This is a genomic window from Kitasatospora sp. NPDC057965 (genome assembly GCF_042887135.1).
In the GTDB taxonomy this organism is placed as follows: Bacteria; Actinomycetota; Actinomycetes; order Streptomycetales; family Streptomycetaceae; genus Kitasatospora.
On record NZ_JBHVPZ010000037.1, the window covers coordinates 1 to 18,365 of the forward strand.

General features: G+C 73.5%; 15 protein-coding genes and 1 pseudogene. 8 read left to right on the top strand and 8 right to left on the bottom strand.

Annotated elements, in window-relative coordinates; translation table 11 throughout:
• Positions 1 to 136 precede the first annotated feature (136 nt).
• On the top strand, positions 137 to 1,918 hold the full coding sequence (locus tag ACFVVU_RS33685; protein ID WP_387793845.1) for a helicase C-terminal domain-containing protein: 1,782 nt from the start codon (positions 137 to 139) through the stop codon (positions 1,916 to 1,918).
• Between the two features lie 246 nt (positions 1,919 to 2,164).
• Here the strand turns inward: ACFVVU_RS33685 and ACFVVU_RS33690 are convergent, their stop codons facing one another.
• Positions 2,165 to 2,593, bottom strand: a complete 429-nt coding sequence (locus tag ACFVVU_RS33690; RefSeq protein ID WP_387793846.1) for a CBS domain-containing protein — start codon at positions 2,591 to 2,593, stop codon at positions 2,165 to 2,167.
• A gap of 262 nt (positions 2,594 to 2,855) precedes the next feature.
• On the opposite strand from ACFVVU_RS33690, the gene ACFVVU_RS33695 reads away from it, so the two are divergent.
• Positions 2,856 to 3,302 carry a DUF5994 family protein gene (locus tag ACFVVU_RS33695; protein ID WP_387793883.1) on the top strand — a complete coding sequence of 149 codons (447 nt, stop codon included), beginning with the start codon at positions 2,856 to 2,858 and terminating at the stop codon, positions 3,300 to 3,302.
• A 154-nt stretch (positions 3,303 to 3,456) separates the two neighbouring features.
• Positions 3,457 to 4,725: an ATP-binding protein gene (locus ACFVVU_RS33700; protein WP_387793847.1), complete on the top strand. Its 1,269-nt coding sequence runs from the start codon at positions 3,457 to 3,459 to the stop codon at positions 4,723 to 4,725.
• Positions 4,726 to 4,787: 62 nt separating this feature from the next.
• On the opposite strand, the gene ACFVVU_RS33705 is transcribed toward ACFVVU_RS33700, so the two are convergent.
• Together ACFVVU_RS33705 and ACFVVU_RS33710 are read right to left on the bottom strand one after the other, a co-directional pair.
• Complete coding sequence (locus tag ACFVVU_RS33705; protein WP_387793848.1) at positions 4,788 to 5,033, bottom strand: hypothetical protein; 246 nt, start codon at positions 5,031 to 5,033, stop codon at positions 4,788 to 4,790.
• 283 nt (positions 5,034 to 5,316) lie between these two features.
• Positions 5,317 to 5,673: pseudogene (locus ACFVVU_RS33710) on the bottom strand (serine/threonine-protein phosphatase); the annotation flags it as partial.
• 513 nt (positions 5,674 to 6,186) lie between these two features.
• Here ACFVVU_RS33710 and ACFVVU_RS33715 point away from each other — a divergent pair.
• Both ACFVVU_RS33715 and ACFVVU_RS33720 read left to right on the top strand, forming a co-directional pair.
• Positions 6,187 to 6,648, top strand: coding sequence for a prevent-host-death family protein (locus tag ACFVVU_RS33715; RefSeq protein ID WP_387793849.1), 462 nt, complete (start codon positions 6,187 to 6,189; stop codon positions 6,646 to 6,648).
• A 225-nt stretch (positions 6,649 to 6,873) separates the two neighbouring features.
• A complete protein-coding gene (locus ACFVVU_RS33720; protein WP_387793850.1) occupies positions 6,874 to 7,068 on the top strand; it encodes a hypothetical protein in 195 nt (64 codons plus the stop codon).
• 65 nt (positions 7,069 to 7,133) lie between these two features.
• Here ACFVVU_RS33720 and ACFVVU_RS33725 read toward each other — a convergent pair whose 3' ends face one another.
• From ACFVVU_RS33725 to ACFVVU_RS33735, 3 genes are read right to left on the bottom strand one after another with little or no spacing between them, the layout of a single operon-like run.
• Complete coding sequence (locus ACFVVU_RS33725; protein WP_380681833.1) at positions 7,134 to 7,415, bottom strand: helix-turn-helix domain-containing protein; 282 nt, start codon at positions 7,413 to 7,415, stop codon at positions 7,134 to 7,136.
• Positions 7,399 to 8,187, bottom strand: coding sequence for a hypothetical protein (locus tag ACFVVU_RS33730; protein WP_387793851.1), 789 nt, complete (start codon positions 8,185 to 8,187; stop codon positions 7,399 to 7,401). The genes ACFVVU_RS33725 and ACFVVU_RS33730 overlap by 17 nt, the downstream gene beginning before the upstream one ends.
• Positions 8,184 to 8,864, bottom strand: a complete 681-nt coding sequence (locus tag ACFVVU_RS33735; protein WP_387793852.1) for a toll/interleukin-1 receptor domain-containing protein — start codon at positions 8,862 to 8,864, stop codon at positions 8,184 to 8,186. Before ACFVVU_RS33735 ends, ACFVVU_RS33730 begins: the two co-directional genes overlap by 4 nt.
• A 299-nt stretch (positions 8,865 to 9,163) precedes the next feature.
• Between ACFVVU_RS33735 and ACFVVU_RS33740 the strand changes: the two genes are divergently transcribed.
• The gene (locus ACFVVU_RS33740) at positions 9,164 to 13,384 is read left to right on the top strand and encodes a hypothetical protein (protein WP_387793853.1); all 4,221 of its coding nucleotides are present in this window, start codon (positions 9,164 to 9,166) and stop codon (positions 13,382 to 13,384) included.
• 84 nt (positions 13,385 to 13,468) lie between these two features.
• Here the strand turns inward: ACFVVU_RS33740 and ACFVVU_RS33745 are convergent, their stop codons facing one another.
• On the bottom strand, positions 13,469 to 15,661 hold the full coding sequence (locus tag ACFVVU_RS33745; RefSeq protein ID WP_380681829.1) for an MMPL family transporter: 2,193 nt from the start codon (positions 15,659 to 15,661) through the stop codon (positions 13,469 to 13,471).
• Between the two features lie 262 nt (positions 15,662 to 15,923).
• On the opposite strand from ACFVVU_RS33745, the gene ACFVVU_RS33750 reads away from it, so the two are divergent.
• Both ACFVVU_RS33750 and ACFVVU_RS33755 read left to right on the top strand, forming a co-directional pair.
• The gene (locus ACFVVU_RS33750; protein WP_387793854.1) at positions 15,924 to 17,240 is read left to right on the top strand and encodes a sensor histidine kinase; all 1,317 of its coding nucleotides are present in this window, start codon (positions 15,924 to 15,926) and stop codon (positions 17,238 to 17,240) included.
• Positions 17,237 to 17,947, top strand: a complete 711-nt coding sequence (locus ACFVVU_RS33755; RefSeq protein ID WP_380681827.1) for a response regulator — start codon at positions 17,237 to 17,239, stop codon at positions 17,945 to 17,947. The genes ACFVVU_RS33750 and ACFVVU_RS33755 overlap by 4 nt, the downstream gene beginning before the upstream one ends.
• Here ACFVVU_RS33755 and ACFVVU_RS33760 read toward each other — a convergent pair.
• Positions 17,937 to 18,353, bottom strand: a complete 417-nt coding sequence (locus ACFVVU_RS33760) for an RNHCP domain-containing protein (RefSeq protein ID WP_380681826.1) — start codon at positions 18,351 to 18,353, stop codon at positions 17,937 to 17,939. The two genes, ACFVVU_RS33755 and ACFVVU_RS33760, sit on opposite strands and share 11 nt — an antisense overlap.
• Positions 18,354 to 18,365 lie beyond the last annotated feature (12 nt).

Consider the following 18,365-nt stretch of genomic DNA (forward strand, 5'->3'; position numbering starts at 1 on the left):
CCGTCACGTCAAAACGCGCCACGTCCTCGAGTTCTACCAGAGACACTGGCCCGAAACTGAGTCACTCCAAGATCCGAACCTTGAACAGCTCCTAGAGCGGCGGGCACGTGCGGCTCCGGAGCGACCGGGCTTCATCATGTTCGGGACTCCGGCCGACTCCGCGCCCGGCGAACAGTGGGCGCTGGAGCGGGGGCTGCTGGTCCGGGACCGCCACCGGTACGGACCGGCCAGTATGCCCGCGGAGGTGGCACTCGCGCTGCGCGGCTCCGGCTGGCACGCCCCTTTCACGCCCTCCCCGCCAGCTGTGCGGTCGGTGCCCACCACCGTCTCGGACATCGACCGGGAGGCCACTTCCGCCTTGATGGCGTTCGCCGCCCATGCGGTGTCCGTCCTCGGGGTGTGCGCCGTCGCTCCCCCGGCTCGGCTGAAGGCCGGCGGGGTCGGCGCCCGTGAGCTGTCCCGGATCGGCAAGGCAGCACGGTGCGACGAGATCGTGGTGCGTCTGGTGCTGGAGGCGGCGAGCGCGGCCGGGCTACTGACCCGGAACGGTGACCGGGTCGCGGCCACCGCCGCCTACGACACCTGGGCCGTGGAAGAACCGACCGACCAGCTCGCCGTGCTCCTCCGGGCCTGGTGGACACTGCCGCTGACCCCTGGCGGGAACCGCGACGAGGACGGGAAGGCTCTGCCGGCACTCACCAGGGCACCGGCCTGTGGCGGCTGCCTTCAGGCTCGGCACGGGCTGCTCACGGCTGCGGCACGACTCCCGGCCGGCGAGGGCTCGGCGAACCCGGCGGAACTGGGGGCGCTACTCGTCTGGCTCCGCCCGCTCGCCGACGAACTCCCTCAGGACGCCACGCCGTTCGCCACGCTGATCCGCGAAGCGGAACTGCTCGGCGCACTCGCCCGCGGGGCCTTGTCCCCTGTCGGGACCGCCCTGCTGGCCGACGACGACGCAGCCCTGACCGATGCCTGTCGACGGCTACTGCCCGCCGCCAGCAGGACCGCCCGGTTCGGCAGCGATCTCACCGCCGTGGTCGCCGGTACACCGGCTGCGCATCTCCTCGCGCTGCTGGACGCCGTCGCGGACCGGGAGAGCGTCGGGACGGCGTCCGTCTGGCGGTTCAGCCCGGCCAGTGTCCGCCGCGCCCTCGATGCCGGTCTGACCCCCGACACCTTGACGGCCGATCTGGCTGACGTCGCCGTCGAACCGCTCCCCCAGCCGCTCTCGTACCTGATCCACGACACGGCGCGCGGCCACGGCCGGATGCGTGTCGTCGCCACCGCCTGTGTGATCCACGGCGAGGAGCCGGCCCTCCTGGCCGAGTTGGCCGCGCACCGCAAGCTCACCCAGCTCGGACTGCGGCTGCTGGCGCCGACCGTGCTGATCAGCCGGACCCCACCCGACAAGACGCTCGCGGCACTGCGGTCCGCGGGCTACGCCCCCGTCGCCGAGAAGCCGGACGGGTCCGTCCGCATCGAGCGGGCCCAACGCCCCCGCGCGGCGGGCCCGGCCCCCCTTCCCGGCGGCGGGTCCCGCCCGCAGCGGGCGGGCGGCCGCCCCGCGGACGTTCGGACCGCCGTCGACCTGGTCGCCCTCGCCGCCCGTCTGCGGGACGCCCCACAGGACGTCCCGGAGCCCGATCCGTACGACGGCCGCCCCTACGACAGCGACACCGAGGAGATCATCGCCGGGTGGGCGCGCAACCTCTCCTTCACCGATGTCCGCCAGTTGGCCCATGCCGTCAACGACGGGCAGGCCGTCACGATCGAGTACGTGGCCACCTCGGGCAACACGACGGTCCGCACGCTCAGCCGACTCGAACTGGACGCCCCCTACCTCCACGCCTGGTGCCACCTGCGCGATGACGACCGCGTGTTCACCCTCTCCCGCATCCACGGGGTGATGCCCTCATAGCTCCGGCCGGGATCACCATCACCTCGATGCGGCGCCCGGTTGCGGTTCCGGTTGCGTTCACGCTCGTTCAGCGCCGTCCGGAGCCTGGTGAGCAGGTCGCTCCACCGCTGGTCGGGACGCATCCCCCCGGACAGCCGGGCAGACGAATGCCCCGATCGCACTGCGGTCCGGGCCTTCGTCATGCCGTGGTCCCGGTTCCGGTCCCGGTCGGTCCGACTGGTTCTCACGGTGCGGACAGCGACGGCTTCACGGAGTCGGCGTGACGGCGAGCAGACCGGTGGCGCGGTCCGCGGTGAGGACGCCGAGGATGTAGCCGTCCTCGTCGACGACGGGCCGGACCGCCAGGTGCTTGATCCGCATCGCGAGCGCGGCCAGGGCCAGGCCCACGGTCGGCCAGGCGAACGGGCCGCGCTGGTGCGAGGTGGCGCTGATCGCGGTCCGGTCGGTGGACCAGGAGCGGGCCAGGAACGGGTGGAGTCCGGTGCGGGCCACCAGCCCTTCGCACCGGCCGTCGTGGCCGCGAACGAGGAGGTAGTCCAGGTGGGCGCCGCGGAGGATGTCGTCGGCCTGGTCGACGGTGCTGTCGTCGGCTATCCGGTAGTCGCAGGGTTCCATGGCGTCGGCGACCGTGAGACCGTGGCCGGGCCGGGCCGGCTGGGGCGAGTGAGTAGTCACGGCGTTCACCGTTCACATCCCCGGCCGCCCGCCGGGGCGGGGCCTGCCGGGCTGTCCTGCACCCGGAACGAAGCCGGAACGGGGACCGGGATACGGGGTGCCCTGGATGTCTCCGAGGCTACTCCCGCGCTGGTCGGGCCAGGGGAGGCTACGGCGGAGTAACGTGGAGAGCAACCGAGGACATTCCGGACACCGGCATCAGCGTCGACGTCGCCCTGGGTCATGACGGGTCCCTCGCGGACCGGACGGGCGGCCTCAGATGATGCCAATCCCCCTCCCCATTCCTTCCTCCCCCGGGCCATGGACGGTGCCCGGTGCCCCACTGCTGCCACGTCTGACGCTGGAGCCGACGATGTCGCGGGAGGGTGTCTTCGACGGGGCCTGGTGGCCCCGCTCGAACCACGTCCTCGCCGAACTGCCGGACCTGATCACCGCGCTCGGCGCCCACTACGGGCGCATCCTGCGGGTCGGCCTCGACACCGAGGCCTGGAACGGCGTGCCCCGGTCCATCGCGGCGAACGGCCTGACGGTCAGGATCAACTGGTTCACCGGCAGCGACGCGACGATCAGCATCACCCGGGGCCTCCAGGACCACTTCCTCCTGCTGGTGGTGCCGCCCGGCACCGATCCGGCGACCGCCGCCTCGGCCATGGCCGGCGCCTCCGCGACCGGAAACCACACGCCGGCCGCGGAACTCCTGCTCGGCTGAACGGCCCCGGTGAACGGCCCCGGGCACGCGTGGGACCCGGGCGCGCGGGACCCTGGCCCGCGCCGGGCCGCTCCGCCCGGGCAGGCGGCCACACCGGAGTCGGCCGATGATGGGTCCGAGGGGCGGGGCGCGCGACGTTCGATCGAGGCGGTGTATGGCTGTCTGGCATGTCCGGGACTTCACACCGGACGACCTCGAAGCGGTGGTCCGGCTCGACGCGGAGAGCGCCACCACGGACCGCGCCGCCGTCTTCCGCCTCTCCGACGTGGTCGCCGCGTTGCAGGCACGTGATCCGGGCGTCGTCGTGGTCGCCGACGAACGTCTCGTGGGCGCGGCGGTGGGCCGGGTCGACGGGGACCGGGCATGGGTGCTGCGCATCGCCCTGCACCCCGGCTGGCGGAACCTGGGCGTCGGCAGCGCCCTGCTGTCCGCGCTGGAGCGCCGGCTGCGGGACGCCGGTGCCAGGATCGTCGCAGCGCTGCTGCCCGAGGAGGAGACCGGCGCCACCGCGCTGGCCGACTCCGGGTTCCGCCGCCACCGCGGGCTCACGTACTTCGAGAAGTCGGAGGTCGTCAGCCCCCAGGGCCCGACAGTCCTGGCGATGCTGGGCGCGGTCATGCCCGAAGCCGGCCTCTGGGAACGGCTCACGGGCATGACCGACGAGAAGCGGCTCATCGAACGGCGGTTGGTGCTGCCCCTGGCGAACCCCGAGCTGGCGGACGCCCACGGGGTGGAACCGCCCCGCGCGGTCGTGCTGTTCGGTCCGCCGGGCACGGGCAAGAGCACGTTCGCCAAGGCCGTGGCGGGTCGGCTCGGCTGGCCGTTCATCGAGCTGTTCCCCTCCCGGCTCGCGTCCGAGGACGGGCTGGCCATCGAACTCGGCCGCCGCTTCGAGGAAGTGGCACAGCTCGACCACGTGCTGCTCTTCATCGACGAGGTCGAGGAGGTCGCCGGTACGCGCAACCTCGCCGCCCCCACGTCGGTCGGCGTGGTCAACGAGCTCCTCAAGTCGATCGTGCGGTTCCGTGAGCGCGACGGCCGGCTCCTCGTCTGCGCCACCAACTCGGTGGCCGCCCTGGACCCGGCGTTCCTGCGCCACGGCCGGTTCGACTACGTCCTGCCGGTCGGGCCGCCCGATGCCACGGCCCGTGACGCGCTGTGGGCCGACTACACGGCGAAAACGGGTACCGCGGCCGACACGGCGGTCCTCGCCGCAGCCAGCGAGGGCTTCACCCCCGCCGACATCCGGCAGGTCGCCATGGCGGTCGCCCAGAGCACCTTCGAACGCACCCTCGACACGGGGAAGCGGGCCCAACCCGGCACCGAGGACTATCTGAACGCCATCCACCGCACGCGTCCGACCGTTTCCGAGGAGATGGCCCGGGAGCTGGCCGACCAGGCGGTCCGCTACGGGCGCGTCTGAGCAGCCGGGCGACCGTCGCCGAGGGCCCGCGGTCCGCCCGGAACGGACCGCCATCGGTGCCGTCAGTACTCGGCGCCGCTTCGCAGGTAGTTGCCCACGACCTGGAGCCACGCCCCGGGGCCGAAGCAGACCTCGATCCGGTACGGCGTGTCCTCGAAGACCCGCAGAACGCGCAGCGCACCGCTCGGGTGCAGGTCGTACTCGAAGGTGACGCCGTCCACACTGTCCTCGTACTGCAGGTCCAACGGCCCCTTCGAGAGCTCGGCCGGCGCCCAGGCGTCGGCCGAGAGTTTCACGTAGACGGACATCTCTCCACCCCGCCTTTCCTGTCTGCCCGTGCGGTCAACGCCCCGATCGGACGGAGTTCCGGGATCGCGGCACCGGTTCCGTCCGACATGGCTCGCCGGCTGTCCGCGGGCACGGGCACGGGTACGGGTACCGGCCGCCGCGCGAGGGCCGGCCTCCGGGGAGCGGCGGGATCGGGCCGCTCCGACATCCCCACGGTACTCCGCCCCTACCGGGCCCACCTGGCGGGTGACAAACGCCGTGGTCGGGGCCGGTGCGTCAGCGCCACTCGATCAAGGGCCAGGACCCCGCCTCGTCACCGCCGTCCAGCAACGGCAGGTACACCCGCACCCCGCCGGTCTGCGGTTCCTCGACGGGAACACCGCGCAGGAAGGCCGCACCCGCCGGGGAACCGTCGATCGGCACCGGCTCCCCCGCGTCCAGCCCCCGCCCAGGCAGCGGCACCAGCGCCAGCTGGCCGTAGTCCTGCAGCAGGAGCACCGGGTCACGGCCGCCGAACCCGCGCACCACGTCGGCGACCAGCGGGGCGATCAGCGGGGGCGGAAGCTCGTGGGCCTGATCGAGCAGCGCCCCCAACAGGCGTTCGCCGCACCCCTCCGACCGGTCCGGCCCCGCTGCGCCGGCCGGCTGCTCACCGCTCATCGTCCCTCACCGCCGTCCTCCTCCGGTCGCGGCACTCGGCACCGGCTCGATCGGTCCCGGCACCCCCCGCGGAGTCCGCCGCGGTGCGGGTCCTTCCATTACGCCCGACGGCAGTGCATCGCGCCCCCGGTCACCCGCCGGCACGACCACCGGGCCGGGCGGAGCACGGCCCCGCTCTGGTTGCGGTTCTGGCTGCGTTCACTTCCGTCCATTGCCGTCAGAACCTTGGTGGCCGGACGCTCCGCCGCAGGCCAGGGCACATGCGGACCCTTCCGGACAGCCGGCCGAACAGCTGGAAAGCGTGTTGGCGGCAATCACCCACGAGTTCGAATCTCGTATCCTCCGCCGGTGGAAGGCCCGGACCGCTCAGCGGCCCGGGCCTTCGCCCTTCGACAGCCTCGACCGGCCGTTGGTGGAGCCGAGCCGGCTCTGACAGGGCGGGCACCGGGCGGTGACGATCTCGACGGGCATCTCGACGCTACTTCGGAACACATTCCGAAGTAGCGTCGCCCCATGTCCACCCTCACTGTGTCGTTCTCCGATCTGTCGAAGAACTCCAAGCGCGTCGCGGACACCGTTGAACAAGCCCAGCGCGTTCACGTCACGCGCCGTGACGGCGAGGATCTGTACCTCACCACCGAGCGCCACGACCGCCAGCGCGAGGAGACCGCAGACGTCACCGCCCGCCTGTTCGCCGCGCTGATCGCCAGCGACGAGGGGGCCCGCGCCGTCCGTCTCGCGCTCCCCGAGGTATTTCCCTGGAGTCGGCATCTGTCGGCCGACGAGGTTCGAGAGTTCGTCGTCGACCTCGTGAACGCCACCCGCGACGCGGTGGAACTGGACGTCCACGCCAACCTGCACCGCGTGATCGTCGAGTGGCGCGCCACCGCCCGGATCCTGGCGGATCCCGACCTCGCCGCGCAGCTCGCCGAACCGCTTCCCGGCGAGGACCACGGCGAGGTGCTCGCACCATGAGCCCCAAACGCGGCGACGACGTCCCGCCACCACCGACCGGCAACGAGTGGAGGCTGCGCTTTGCCACCAACTCCAAAAGCGATCAAGAGACTTCCCTGGCGGTAAACCTCGAAGTTCATCGATCGCGCTCCCGAAGTCAGCCCGCCTCAGTCTTGGGCGCCTGTTCGATGCGGCCGCGCCCTGGCCCTACGGGGCGCGGCCGACCCTTCTCGGGATGTTGCGGACATGCTCAAAACGGCCCTAGCGTGGACGGCTGTTGATCCATTCGCGGGCCCGTCCACCTTCGCCTGGGTGGGCGGCGGCGAGGGCCTCTCCTACTGGGAGGACGCCACCAACCCCGACCTGCTGTGGTCACTGCAGGAGACCACCGGCAGCCGCAACGTCTTCGCCGTCACCCAGGCCACCTACGGCGGCGGCTGAGCACCGGACGCCCCCACGAGGTTCCGGGCCGCACCGTGCGGCCCGGAACCTCGTTGCGTCCGGGGTCAGTCATCGGTGCTCCCGGCGGCGAAGCGGGCGCCCGCCTCGATGTCGTCGTGATGGACGCGCACGTCCTGGATGCGCAGGGCGCGCATCAGGTCCGGCATCCGTACGACGTACGTCCGGCCGACCTTGCGCAGGGCACAGGGGAAGTCCCCGCGGGCGATCCGGCGGTACGCGGTGGCCGGGCTCAGGCCCAGGGCGTTCGCGGCGATCCGCAGGCCGACCTCCGCCGGGAGGCCGAAGACCACCGAGAACGGCACGAACTCGTCACGACGGCCCCGCATGGACGCCTCCTCCTGTCTCGGGCATCTCGAACAGGGCGGACTGCTCGCCCGTCGTGCGACGGCCGGCGCCGTGCGGTCCGCCTGGCCGGGACCGGCTGGTCCGGCGGACCTGGCGCACGTGCGGCAGTAGGCCCAGGCGGTGGGCCAGCGCACCCAGGCGTTCGCCCTGGGCCCGCTGGAGCAGCCTCCCGGACATCGCGCCGACGGACACGACGCCGGCGGGCGTCCGGACCGCCAACAGGGGCACTGCCCCGTACCGTTCCTCGCCCCGCTCCGCCACCGGGACCTCCTGGGAACCGCGTCGCCCGGTCCGCCAGCCGGCGGCGAACGCCGCATCCATCAGGTGCCGTTCGACGTCCGCCGAGGGCTCCGGGACGCTCCGCGCGCCCTCCAGCACTCCCAGCAGCAGTGCGGACCCGACATCGGCCCGTTCGGCTCCCGTCCGGCGGGCGATCGCGTACGCCGCTCCGCGCAGCCGGGGAGCGAGCAGCCCGACGGCGGTCAGTGTCCAGATCCGCTCGCCGCCGGTCGCCGACTCCTCGCGGATGTGGTGTGCGACACAACGCCAAGCGGCGATCCGCTCGGAGCCACCGGGAACGGAGTCGCGGGCGTGACGCCTCAGCTCCTCCCAGGAGCGCGGCACACCGGCCTCGCACGGTGTCGCGGGCCCGCACGGCAGCGCCGTGTCGGCGCAGTACGCCTCGACGCTCCGGCAGATGCCCGCGAAGACGTCCGCGGCCGGTGGTACCCGCATCCGGTCGGCCCTGGTCATGACCGCTCGTCACCCGGCAGGTACTGGTAGAGGTGACCGCTGCCCGTGTGGACCGGCCCCCCGGCCTCATGGATGTAGGTCCCGGAGAACTCGCCGACCCTCCCGATCCCCCCGTGCTGCGTGTGCTGGATCACCTGGGCCCCGCCGGTCCGGTGCAGGCGTTCCTCCGACGGGGCCGGGGCCCGCAGGTACCCGTTGTCCCGTGCGGCGGCGTGGAGTTTGGGCAGTTTCACGAGGTCGTCGACCAGCTTCCCGAGGTCGGCGCCGACGTTGCGGTGGCTGAACCTGCAGTACTGGCGGTCGGCGAGGCCCCTGATCCGGGCCGGGAGGTCCTCGTGCCGCAGCCGCTTCGCCCCGCCGACCAGTAGGGGGACGACCACGGCTCCGGTGTCGAGCGCCTCCGCGATCTCCCGCCGGGTCCAGTCCTCCTCGCCCTCCCGGGGGATCCGCCCACCCGGCTCCCCCGCCTCCAGCCACCGGGGGCCGATCACGGCCAGCAGCACACTGCTGCGCCGCACGGCCGTGAGCAGTTCCTGGGGGAAGCGGCTCCCCGGTGCGATCGACTTGCTCGCCCGGAACACGTTCCCGGTGCCGAACACCCGCGACAACTCGCGGTCCACGAGCGTGGCGGTCGCCTCCTCGTCACCGGTCCGGTAATTCACGAAGATCAAAGGCATGCAGAATTCCGTCCTGTTCGCACAACGGCGGCCCGATGGGCTGCCGGACTTCCCCAGATCACCCTGTCGCCCACTCTGACACCGCGCAGTGGCGCTCCGCAGAGGAAATTCGTGTTTCCCGTTTCCTCCTTCCCCACCGCCCGGGATGCCGGGCGGACCACCTCCGCCACCACGACGAACGTGCCTTCCACGGCGTCTGGTTGAGGAGATGGGCGCAGCGGAGGGCGGTATCGGGGAATTCCCCGCACCGGCCGGCTGTACCGGCTATCGTGGCGGCGACCGACCAGGGGGAATGCGTGTTGCCGGAATCCTTGTTCTTCGTCGCGACGGACGCCGGCATCGCCGTCGTGGATTCGGCGGGAACCGCCCACTGGCCGTCGTTCCTGCCCCGAATGGCAGCCTGGCTCGCCCGGGTGGGCGGAGCGGACGAACACTCGGAGCGGGACCGTCTGACAGCAACCGCGGCCGAGCTGCGGACGGCCGACGAGGCGGAGGCCCGGGCCGTCTGCCACCGTCGCGCCGTGGCCTGGCAGGACCGCTTCATCGACCTGCTGGGGCGGCTCGATCCCGGGGAGCGTGAGGCGGCGGCATCACGTCTGCAGCGGCTGGTGCGCGAGCACGGCGCGGGGCGAAGCAGCGGGCCGCCCGCCGACTCGGGTCGGCTCGCCGGCCCACCCGGCGCCGGCTGCGTCATCGAGAACCACGCGAACCTCGTCGTCGTCACTTCCGGCGCGCCCCAGCCGGACACCGCGGACACCGATCTGCGCGCCGTCCACGCGGTCAAGCGACGGTTCCTCCTGCGCGCGGACCGGCTGCGCCCGACCTTCGGGCTGGCCACCAGCCCCTACGCGCAGCAGCTGTTCGCCCGGCTGGTCGCGGAGGACGCGCCGACGACCATCGTGTGCGAGGGCTCCGCCGGCATGGGGAAGTCCACCGTGGTGGGCGAGGTCGTCGCCCTGGCGGAGGACCGGGGGTGGCCCGTACTGCCCTTCCGGATGGACGAGATGGACGCGGACGACCGGACCGCCGAGGCCGTGGGACGTCGACTGGCTCTGCCCGCCTCACCTGCCGCACTGCTCGCCCGGATGGCGAGTGACACCCCGGCGCTGCTCGTCGTGGACCAGCTCGACGCCGCGAGCAGCTACAGCGGTCGCATGCCCGACGCCTTCGAGGCCGTGGACGAGATGCTCGACGCGCTGGCCGACTCACCGCACGTCCGGATCGTCCTGGTGGCCAGGACCGTCGACGTCGAGAAGGACCCTCGGCTGACGAGCCTGGTCAGGCAGGAGGGGAGGACGGAACGCTTCGCCCTCGGCCCCCTCGACGACGAGGCCGTGCGTTCCGTTCTCGAAGCGGACGGCACCTCGGCGCGGGCACTCGGCGCGGACACGCTGGAACTCCTCCGCACCCCGCTGCACCTCGCGGTCTTCGGCAGGCTCTCGCCGACCGCGCGGACGACGCCGTACCGGAGCCTCCAGGAGCTCTACGCCCGGTACACGGAGGAGACCCGCCGCACGATCGAGCGTTCGCTGCCCGCCGGTGCCTGGCCGGAGATCACCGGCCGGCTGGTCGACGAGATGAGCCGGCGCGAGACCCTCACCGTCCCCGACGCCCTGCTGGACCGCTTCGCCATAGCCGATCTGGCCGTGCTCGTCTCGGCCGGAGTCCTGTTCAAGGCGGACGGCGAGCGCACCGGGTTCTTCCACGAGACGTACTTCGACTACCTCTTCGCCCGCGCGTTCGTCGGCGCCGGCCACGACCTCCATGACTTCCTGGCGGCGAGCGGCCAGGCCCTGTTCCGCCGGGCCCAGACCCGGCAGGTGCTGGAGCACCTGCGCAGTACGGACCGTGCGGAGTTCCGGCGCACGGTGGTCCGCCTGCTGACCTCCGGACGCGTCCGGCCGCATCTGCACTTCATCGCCCTCGCCGTACTGGAGGAACTCGACGCCACGAGCGAGGACTGGGCCGTCCTGGACCCGCTCGCGTGGGGAGAGGGAGTCACCGCGGAGCGGCTACGAGGGCTGCTGGCCCGGCCCGCGTGGTTCGACGCGGCCGACACGGGCCGGTGGGAACGGTGGCTCGCCGACCCGGGAACGGTCCCGCTGGTCTTCCGGCAACTGGAGTGGTGCACGGAACAGCGCCCCGAGCGGGTGCTGGAACTCGTCGAGCCGTACGTGGACGCCGACGAAGCGTGGCGGCGGCGGATCCGCGAGTGGGTCGGTAGGTGGCCCACACCGTCCTCCGTCGCTCTGGTCCGCCGGCTCATCGACCGCGGCGACTTCGACGACAGCACCGACTGGCGGATCGGCACCGGCGCGGCGTTCTGGGGCCTTTTCGAACAACTCGCCCAGCAGGACGCGGAATCCGCGATCCGTGTGCTGGGGTTCTTCCTCACCCGGGCGCTCCGTCGGACCGCCGCCGCCGGCTACAGCGACCCGTTCGACTCCGGGCACCTGCCCACACCCGGCGGATCCCGGTTGGGATCCCTCGTTGTCGAGACGGCCGCGACGGCACCCAGGGGCGCACTCGACCACGTGCTGCCGTTCGTGATCGCCGTGGTGGAGTCGAACCACGCCGCCGACCCGGAGGCGGACGTCCCGCAGTCCCGGTGGACGCATCCGCCCTCCTCGTTCGAACCCGGCATCAGCGACGCCCTGTACGCGGCGGCGCACAACGCCCTGCGGACCCTGGCCGAGCGGGAGCCCTCCGCCGTCGTGGAGGCCATGGGAATCCTGGCGGCGGGTGAGGGATGGGCGCCGAACTTCCTCGCCTGCCGGACCTACGCCACGTGGAACCGGCCGGACGAGGCGCTGAGGTGGCTCACCGCGGCTCCCGGACGCCTCGGTCTCGGTTGGCTCGACAGCCCTTACCAGGCCTCGCGCGAACTCATCTCCGCAGCAACGCGGGACTGCGGGGAGGAGACCCTGCGCCGGCTGCTCCGGACCCTTCTCCGTCATTACCCGGACCACGAACGCACCCCCGAGCACCGGGACCTCTTCGGGCGCGCCCAGTACGAGCTGCTCGAAGCCGTCGACGAGGGACGCCTGACCCCTGAGGCGAGGAGACGTCTCGGCGAGCTGGAACGCAAGTTCGGACGGGATTCCCTGCGCGACACCCGTCCGGTGGAAGCCCACTGGGTCGAACCCCCGATCGCCTCGTCGGCCGGCGATCACATGACGGATTCCCAGTGGCTGCGCGCGTTGCGGAAGTACACCCAGGAGGGCGTCGAATGGAGCGGCGAGCGCCCGAGGGGCGGGGCCACCGAGCTGGCGTCGCTGCTCGGGACCACGGCCGGCCACTGGCCGCACCGGTTCGCCCGGCTGGGGTGCAGGTTCGACGAGGGCATCCCCCTCCCCGCGTTCACCGCCCTGATCGAGGGCGTCACCCCGGGCGTCGGAGCCGACCTCCTCCTACGGCTCTGCGAGCACGCCCGGCTCGTGGCCGGCGAACACGTGGGACGGACCGTCTGCCACGCGATCCTCGACAGGGCGGTGGACGTGGCCGACCATCCGACCACGATCGGCCTCCTGAGCGGTTGTGTGGACGATCCCGACCCACCGGCCGACCCGGTCCGGACCGGGTCGCACCGGGAGGAGGACTACGGTGCGAGTCTCCGGATCACGGGAACGAACTCCACCCGAGGAGCGGCCGCCCTGGCCATCGGTGGGCTGCTCAGGACGACGGACGCGCCGGTGCGGGCGCTGCTGCCACTGCTGGAACGACTCGTGCGGGACACCAGCGCGGCTGTCCGGGTGTGCGCCGCCGACCCCGTGCTCGCGCTCGTGCGCCACGCCCCGGGCCCGGCCCTCGATCTCGCCGAAGCCCTCTTCGCCGACGCCCCTGTGGAGATCCACGTCGCCCACGCACCCAATGAACTGCTGACCTGGGCCCTCCTCCAGGACACCGGGCGCTTCGCACCGCAGTTGGTCCGAGCACTCGAAGGGCCCGACCTCGCGGCACCGCAGGCCGGAGCGAGTTGGACGGCGCTCGCCGTACGGGAGCGGCTGCTCCCCGGCTTGCCCGCCGGCCCGAGGTCCCTGCTTCCGGCAGCACGCCGGGGTGCGGCGCGGGCGGTCGCCGACGATCCCTCGCGCGGCGCGCCGCTGCTCCCCGGCATGTTCCACGACGACGACGCGCAGGTGCGTCAGGCCGCGGCCCAATCCATGCGCGCCGTGGCCTCGTTGCGGCAGGAGGTCGCGGACGGTCTCATCAGTTCCTTTCTCTCCAGTCCTGCCTTCTTCGAGCACCCCGAGCCGCTGGCCGCTTCGCTGTCCCGGTCCACCCTGCGCCTGCCCTCCCGAACGCTCGAAGCGTGTCGGGCCCTGGCGATGGTCTCGACGCCGAACCACGGGACCCGGCCGCGCGGAAACACGGTCGTCCAGGGCGACTTGATCGAGACGGTGCTGCGCCTGTACCGCCAGGGGGACCAGGAAACGCGGGCCCGGTGCCTCGACATCATCGACAGCCTCTACCTCGTGAACGCGCACAGCCTGAGCAGCGCGCTCCACGGGGAACGCTGAGCCCTCCCGCGCAGGCCGGAGGCCCGGCGCCCTCGGGGTGGGGGGCCGGGCCTCCGTGGGCGCCCGGGGCAGGCGGGCGCCCGGTCAGGGGGTGAGGACGTGGGTCGGGGGCTGGGTCGGGTTGGGGGCCGGGGCCGGGGCCGGGGTGGGGCGCAGGGGCCACCAGAGGGCGCGGCCGAGGAGGGCGGCCAGGGCGGGGACCAGCGCGAGGGAGAGGACGACGGCGGAGAGGAGGATGCCGAGCGTCAGCGCGAAGGCGATCTGGGCGCTGCCGGGGGTGGTGGCGAGGGTGGCGAAGGAGCCGGCCAGGACCAGGCCGGCGGTGGCGACGGCGGGCGTGGTGTGGCGCACGGCGCGGGCCACGGCGGCGCGGGCCGGGCCGGGGCGGTGCATCTCCTCACGGATCCGGTCGGTGATGAGGATGTTGTAGTCGGTGCCCAGGGCGACGACGAACAGGAACAGCACCAGCGGGAGGGTGAAGCTGACGCCGGGCTCGTCCAGCACGTGCTGGAACAGCAGGGTGGCGGCGCCCAGGGTGGCGGAGAAGCCGAGCCCGACGGCGAGCATCAGCACCACCGGGGCGAGCACGCTGCGCAGCAGGAGCAGCAGGATCAGGGCGATCAGGGCGGCGGCGACCGGGAAGACGACCCTCAGGTCGTGGTCGACGGCGACGGAGACGTCGGCGAAGATCGCCGCCGTGCCGCCGACGTGGGCGCTCGTGCCGGCGGGGGTGTGGGCGGCGACGGCGGCGCGGACCGGGCCGGACACCAGGTCACGGGCCCGCGCGCTCTGCGGGTCGGCGGTGAGGAAGAGGTCGATCCGGGCGGCGCGGCGGTCCGCGTTCAGGACGGTGCCGCCCACCTGGCCGACACCGTCGGCCTTCGCCAGGGCGCGGGAGAGTCCGTCGAGCCGGGCGGGGTCGAGGGTGCCGCCGTCATTCGCGGTGACGTAGACGGTGGTCGGGTCGGACACGCCCGCCGGCAGGGCTCGGGAGATCTCCGCGGCGGTGGCCGCGGCCGCGGTCTTCGAGCCGCCGCCCTGGCCGTAGTCCATCCGGATCCCGGTCATCCCCGCGGCCAGGGCGCCGAGCAGCGCGACGGAGCCGAGCAGCAGGACCACCGGGCGCCGGGCGACGAAGGCGCCGTAGCGGGCGGCCACGCCCCCGCGCGGTTCCCGGTCCAGGCTGCGGGAGGGCCAGAACATCCCGCGGCCGCAGGCGGCGAGCAGGGCCGGCATCAGGGTGAGGCTGCCCAGCAGCATGACCAGGACGGCGACGGCGATCGCCGGGCCGAGCGAGCGGAACTGCCCGAAGCTCGCCACGCCCAGGGTGGCGAAGGCGGCCACGATGGTCAGTGCGGCGGAGGTGATCGCGGTGCCCACCCGGGCGGACACCTCGGCGGCGGCCTCGCGGGCGGGCTGGTCGGGCCGGGCGCGCAGGTGCTCGCGGAACCGGAAGAGCAGGAACAGCAGGTAGTCGACGCCGATGCCGAGCAGGACGACGGAGATCAGGCTCGGGGTGGAGGCGTCCAGCCGCAGGCCGGTGAGCGCCGCGGCGCCGGCCACCGCGCCTCCGGCCACGCCACCGATCAGCGCGACCACGAGCAGCGGCAGCACGGCCGCGAGCACGCTGCGGAACACCAGCACGTTGAGCAGGACGATCAGCACCATGATCAGGCTGCTGCCGATGAGCGCGGCGGTCCGGTTGTCGTCCGCGCTGTCGGTGGCCTCGGCGAGGCCGCCGGTGAACCCGGTGCGCATCCCGGCGTCGGCGAACTGCGCGCGGGCGGAGTCCCGGAAGACCCGGTAGACCTTCTGGACGCCCTCGTCCACGGTGCTGCCGGTCAGTTCGACGGAGAGCAGTTCGAAGCTCCGGTCGGGCGCCGTCATCGCGGGGGCGATCCGGGGGGTCTGGGAGCGGTCGGGCAGCAGGAACGACGGCTCGTCCTCCGCCCTGGGCATGACGACCCGGCGCCGGCCGAGCTCCGCCGCCTCGGTCTCGATCCGCTGCCGGTCGCCGTCGGTGAGCGCCTTGCCGTCGCTCCGGGCGACCAGCACCGTGACCGTGGTGGCGTCGGGCTTCACGCCGAACTGCTCCTCGGCGATCCGCAGGGCGGCGGCCGAGTCGTAGCTCTTCGGCAGGAAGTCGGCGGTCTGCGAGTCGGTGACCCGGCCGAGCAGCATCGGCCCGAGCGCGGTCAGCCCGAGCCCCAGGACCGCCCAGAGGACGATGACCTTCCACGCGTTTCTGGTGGAGAATCCGGTCAGTGCGCGGATCACGGTGCCCTCCGGCTGATGGACGCGAGCGTCGGCCAAGTCGGCCGGGGGTTCCCGGCCGGTTTCCAGACCATCAGGTGGAGGGGGTGCCGGGCGTCCGGGCAGCGGACGATCCGCGCCGGGGCCCCCGGTCCCCCCGGCGGCCCGGAACCGGGACCGTGCTCCTGGTCCCGGGCCGCCCGAGTTCGGCCGGAGGGACCATCCGGGGCAGGGTGGGCGGGTGCCAGAATGGGGGCATCAGCGCTGGTCGGCCGGGAGGACGAGGATGGACGGGCGTCAGCGCCCCGGGGCGGCAGTCGTGGACGAGGTGCCGCAGGACCCGGAGAAGCCGCGGAGCCGCACGAACCGCACGGGCGGCCTCCCGTGGACCCAGGCCGACGCCCTGGTGGCCGTCGTCACCGGCACCCTGGACATGCTCGCCCACCTGCTCCTCAGCGAGGTGGCGGGCACCCGGAGCGTCGGCGTGCCGGACTTCGTCCTCCTCGCGCTGGCGGGCCTGCCCCTGCTCGCCCGGCGCCGCCACCCCGTCCAGGCGCTCGCCGTCGTCCTGCCGCTCCAGGCCGCCGTCGACCTGACGACCCCGATGGGCACCCACTTCGGCACCGTCGTGACGGTCGCCCTGTACTCGGTCGCCCGGCACCGCGCCTGGCCGGTCGTCACCGGCGCCGCCGCGGCGACGGCGCTGATGACGATGCTGGGCCAGAGCGCGTTCCGCGTGCCCTCCTTGGAGGCGGGCACCGCCGCCGCCGCGTCCTCCGCCATCGTGGCCGGCGCCGGCCTCGCGGTCGCCCGCTGGCAGCGCGAGGTGGAGGCCAACCGCCGGCTGCTGGCCGACCGCGCGGTGGCCGAGGAACGCCGCCGCATCGCCCGGGAGTTGCACGACATCGTGGCCCACCACATCACGACCATGCAGCTGATGGCCGGCGGCGCCCGCGCCAACCTCGCGAACCCGGAGGTGGTCCGGGAGGCCCTGGTCACCCTGGAGTCCTCCGGGCGGCTGGCGCTGCGCGAGATGCGCCAGCTGCTGAACGTCCTGCGGGCCGACGACGGCCCGGACGCCGTCCCCGCCTCGCCCCAGCCCGGGGCGGACGACCTCGGCCGGCTGGTGGAGGAGTCCCGCCGGGCCGGACTGCCGACCGACCTCCGGGTGCACGGCTCCCCGCGACCGCTGCCGCCGACGCTCGGGCTGACGGTGTTCCGGATCGTCCAGGAGGGCCTCACCAATGCCCGCAAGTACGCGGGACCGGCCCGCGCCTCCGTCCTGCTGGCGTACCGCGCGGACGGGATCACCGTCGAGGTGAGCGACGACGGCGGGGGCGCACCGCCCCGGGACGCCGAGCCCGGGGCGGGCCGGGGCGGCTACGGCCTGATCGGCATGCGCGAGCGGGTCGCCCTGCACGGCGGCACCCTGGTGACCGGGCCCCGGCCGGAGGGCGGCTTCACGGTGCTGGCCGAGCTGCCGCTGGCGGCGGAGGAGACGGCCGAGGCGGCCGTCCAGCACGGAGACCCGGCCGAGGCGGCCGCCCAGCACGGAGACCCGGCCGAGGCGGCCGCCCAGCACGGAGAGGCGGTCCACCGGTGACGGCGACGACGCCCGGGATCCGGGTCCTCATCGTGGACGACCAGCCGCTGGTCCGGCGCGGTCTGTCGCTGATCCTCTCCCCGGACCCCGCCTTCGAGGTGGTCGGCGAGGCCGAGGACGGGCAGCAGGCCGTCGCGCTCGCCCACCGGCTGCGCCCCGACGTCGTGGTGATGGACATCCGGATGCCCGTCCTGGACGGGGTCGCCGCGACCGAGGAGCTGGCCCGCACCCTGCCGTCCTGCCGGGTCCTGGCGCTCAGCACCTTCGACATGGACGAGTACGTGGTGGCCGCGCTGCGCGCCGGCGCGCACGGGTTCCTGCCCAAGGACGTCTCGCCGGAGGACCTCGGCGCGGCGATCCGCACCGTCCACACCGGGGAGGCGGTGGTCGCCCCGCGCCTGCTCACCCGGCTGATCTCCGCCTACGTCCGCGCGCCGCTCGGCGCCCCGCCGCCGCCCGCCGTCACGACGGGGGAGCTCACGCCCCGCGAGGTGGAGGTGTGGCGGCTGATGGCCACCGGACTCGACAACGCCGGGATCGCCCGCTCGATGGACATCAGCCACTCCACCGTGAAGAACCACATCACCAACCTGTTCGGCAAGCTCGACGTGCGCGACCGCGCGCAGGCGGTCATCGCGGCCTACGAGTCCGGCCTGGTCACCGCCCGTGCGGGGGGCGGTGACCAGGCCGGCGGGGTCACAGGCTGAGCAGCGTGCGACGGGCGAAGCCCGCGTCCCGCAGCGGTTGCAGCGCGAGCCGCAGCAGCGGCAGCGGGTTGTCGTCACCGGCCGTCCGGTTGGTGCTCAACTCCCCGCAGGACAGGCACTGGTGGACGATCATCCACTCGCCGTCCGCGCGGACGGCCAGACCCAGTGCCTCCATCCGCCCGCGACAGTCGGCGGCGCGGTCGCCGGGGATCCGGCGGTCGACGTGCAGGCTGGCCAGGCAGTTCGGGCAGTGGTTGCGGTGCGCGGTGCCGGGGGCGTCCAGCGGGACGTCCAACCGGCAGCCGACGCACCGGAAGTCGTTCGCCCGGTGCCCGCCCCGGGCGTGCAGGACGTCCTTGGGGCGCTGCCGGCGGCGGTGGCCGTTGGTGTTCCTCTGTCGTGGCACGGTCGGTCCTCC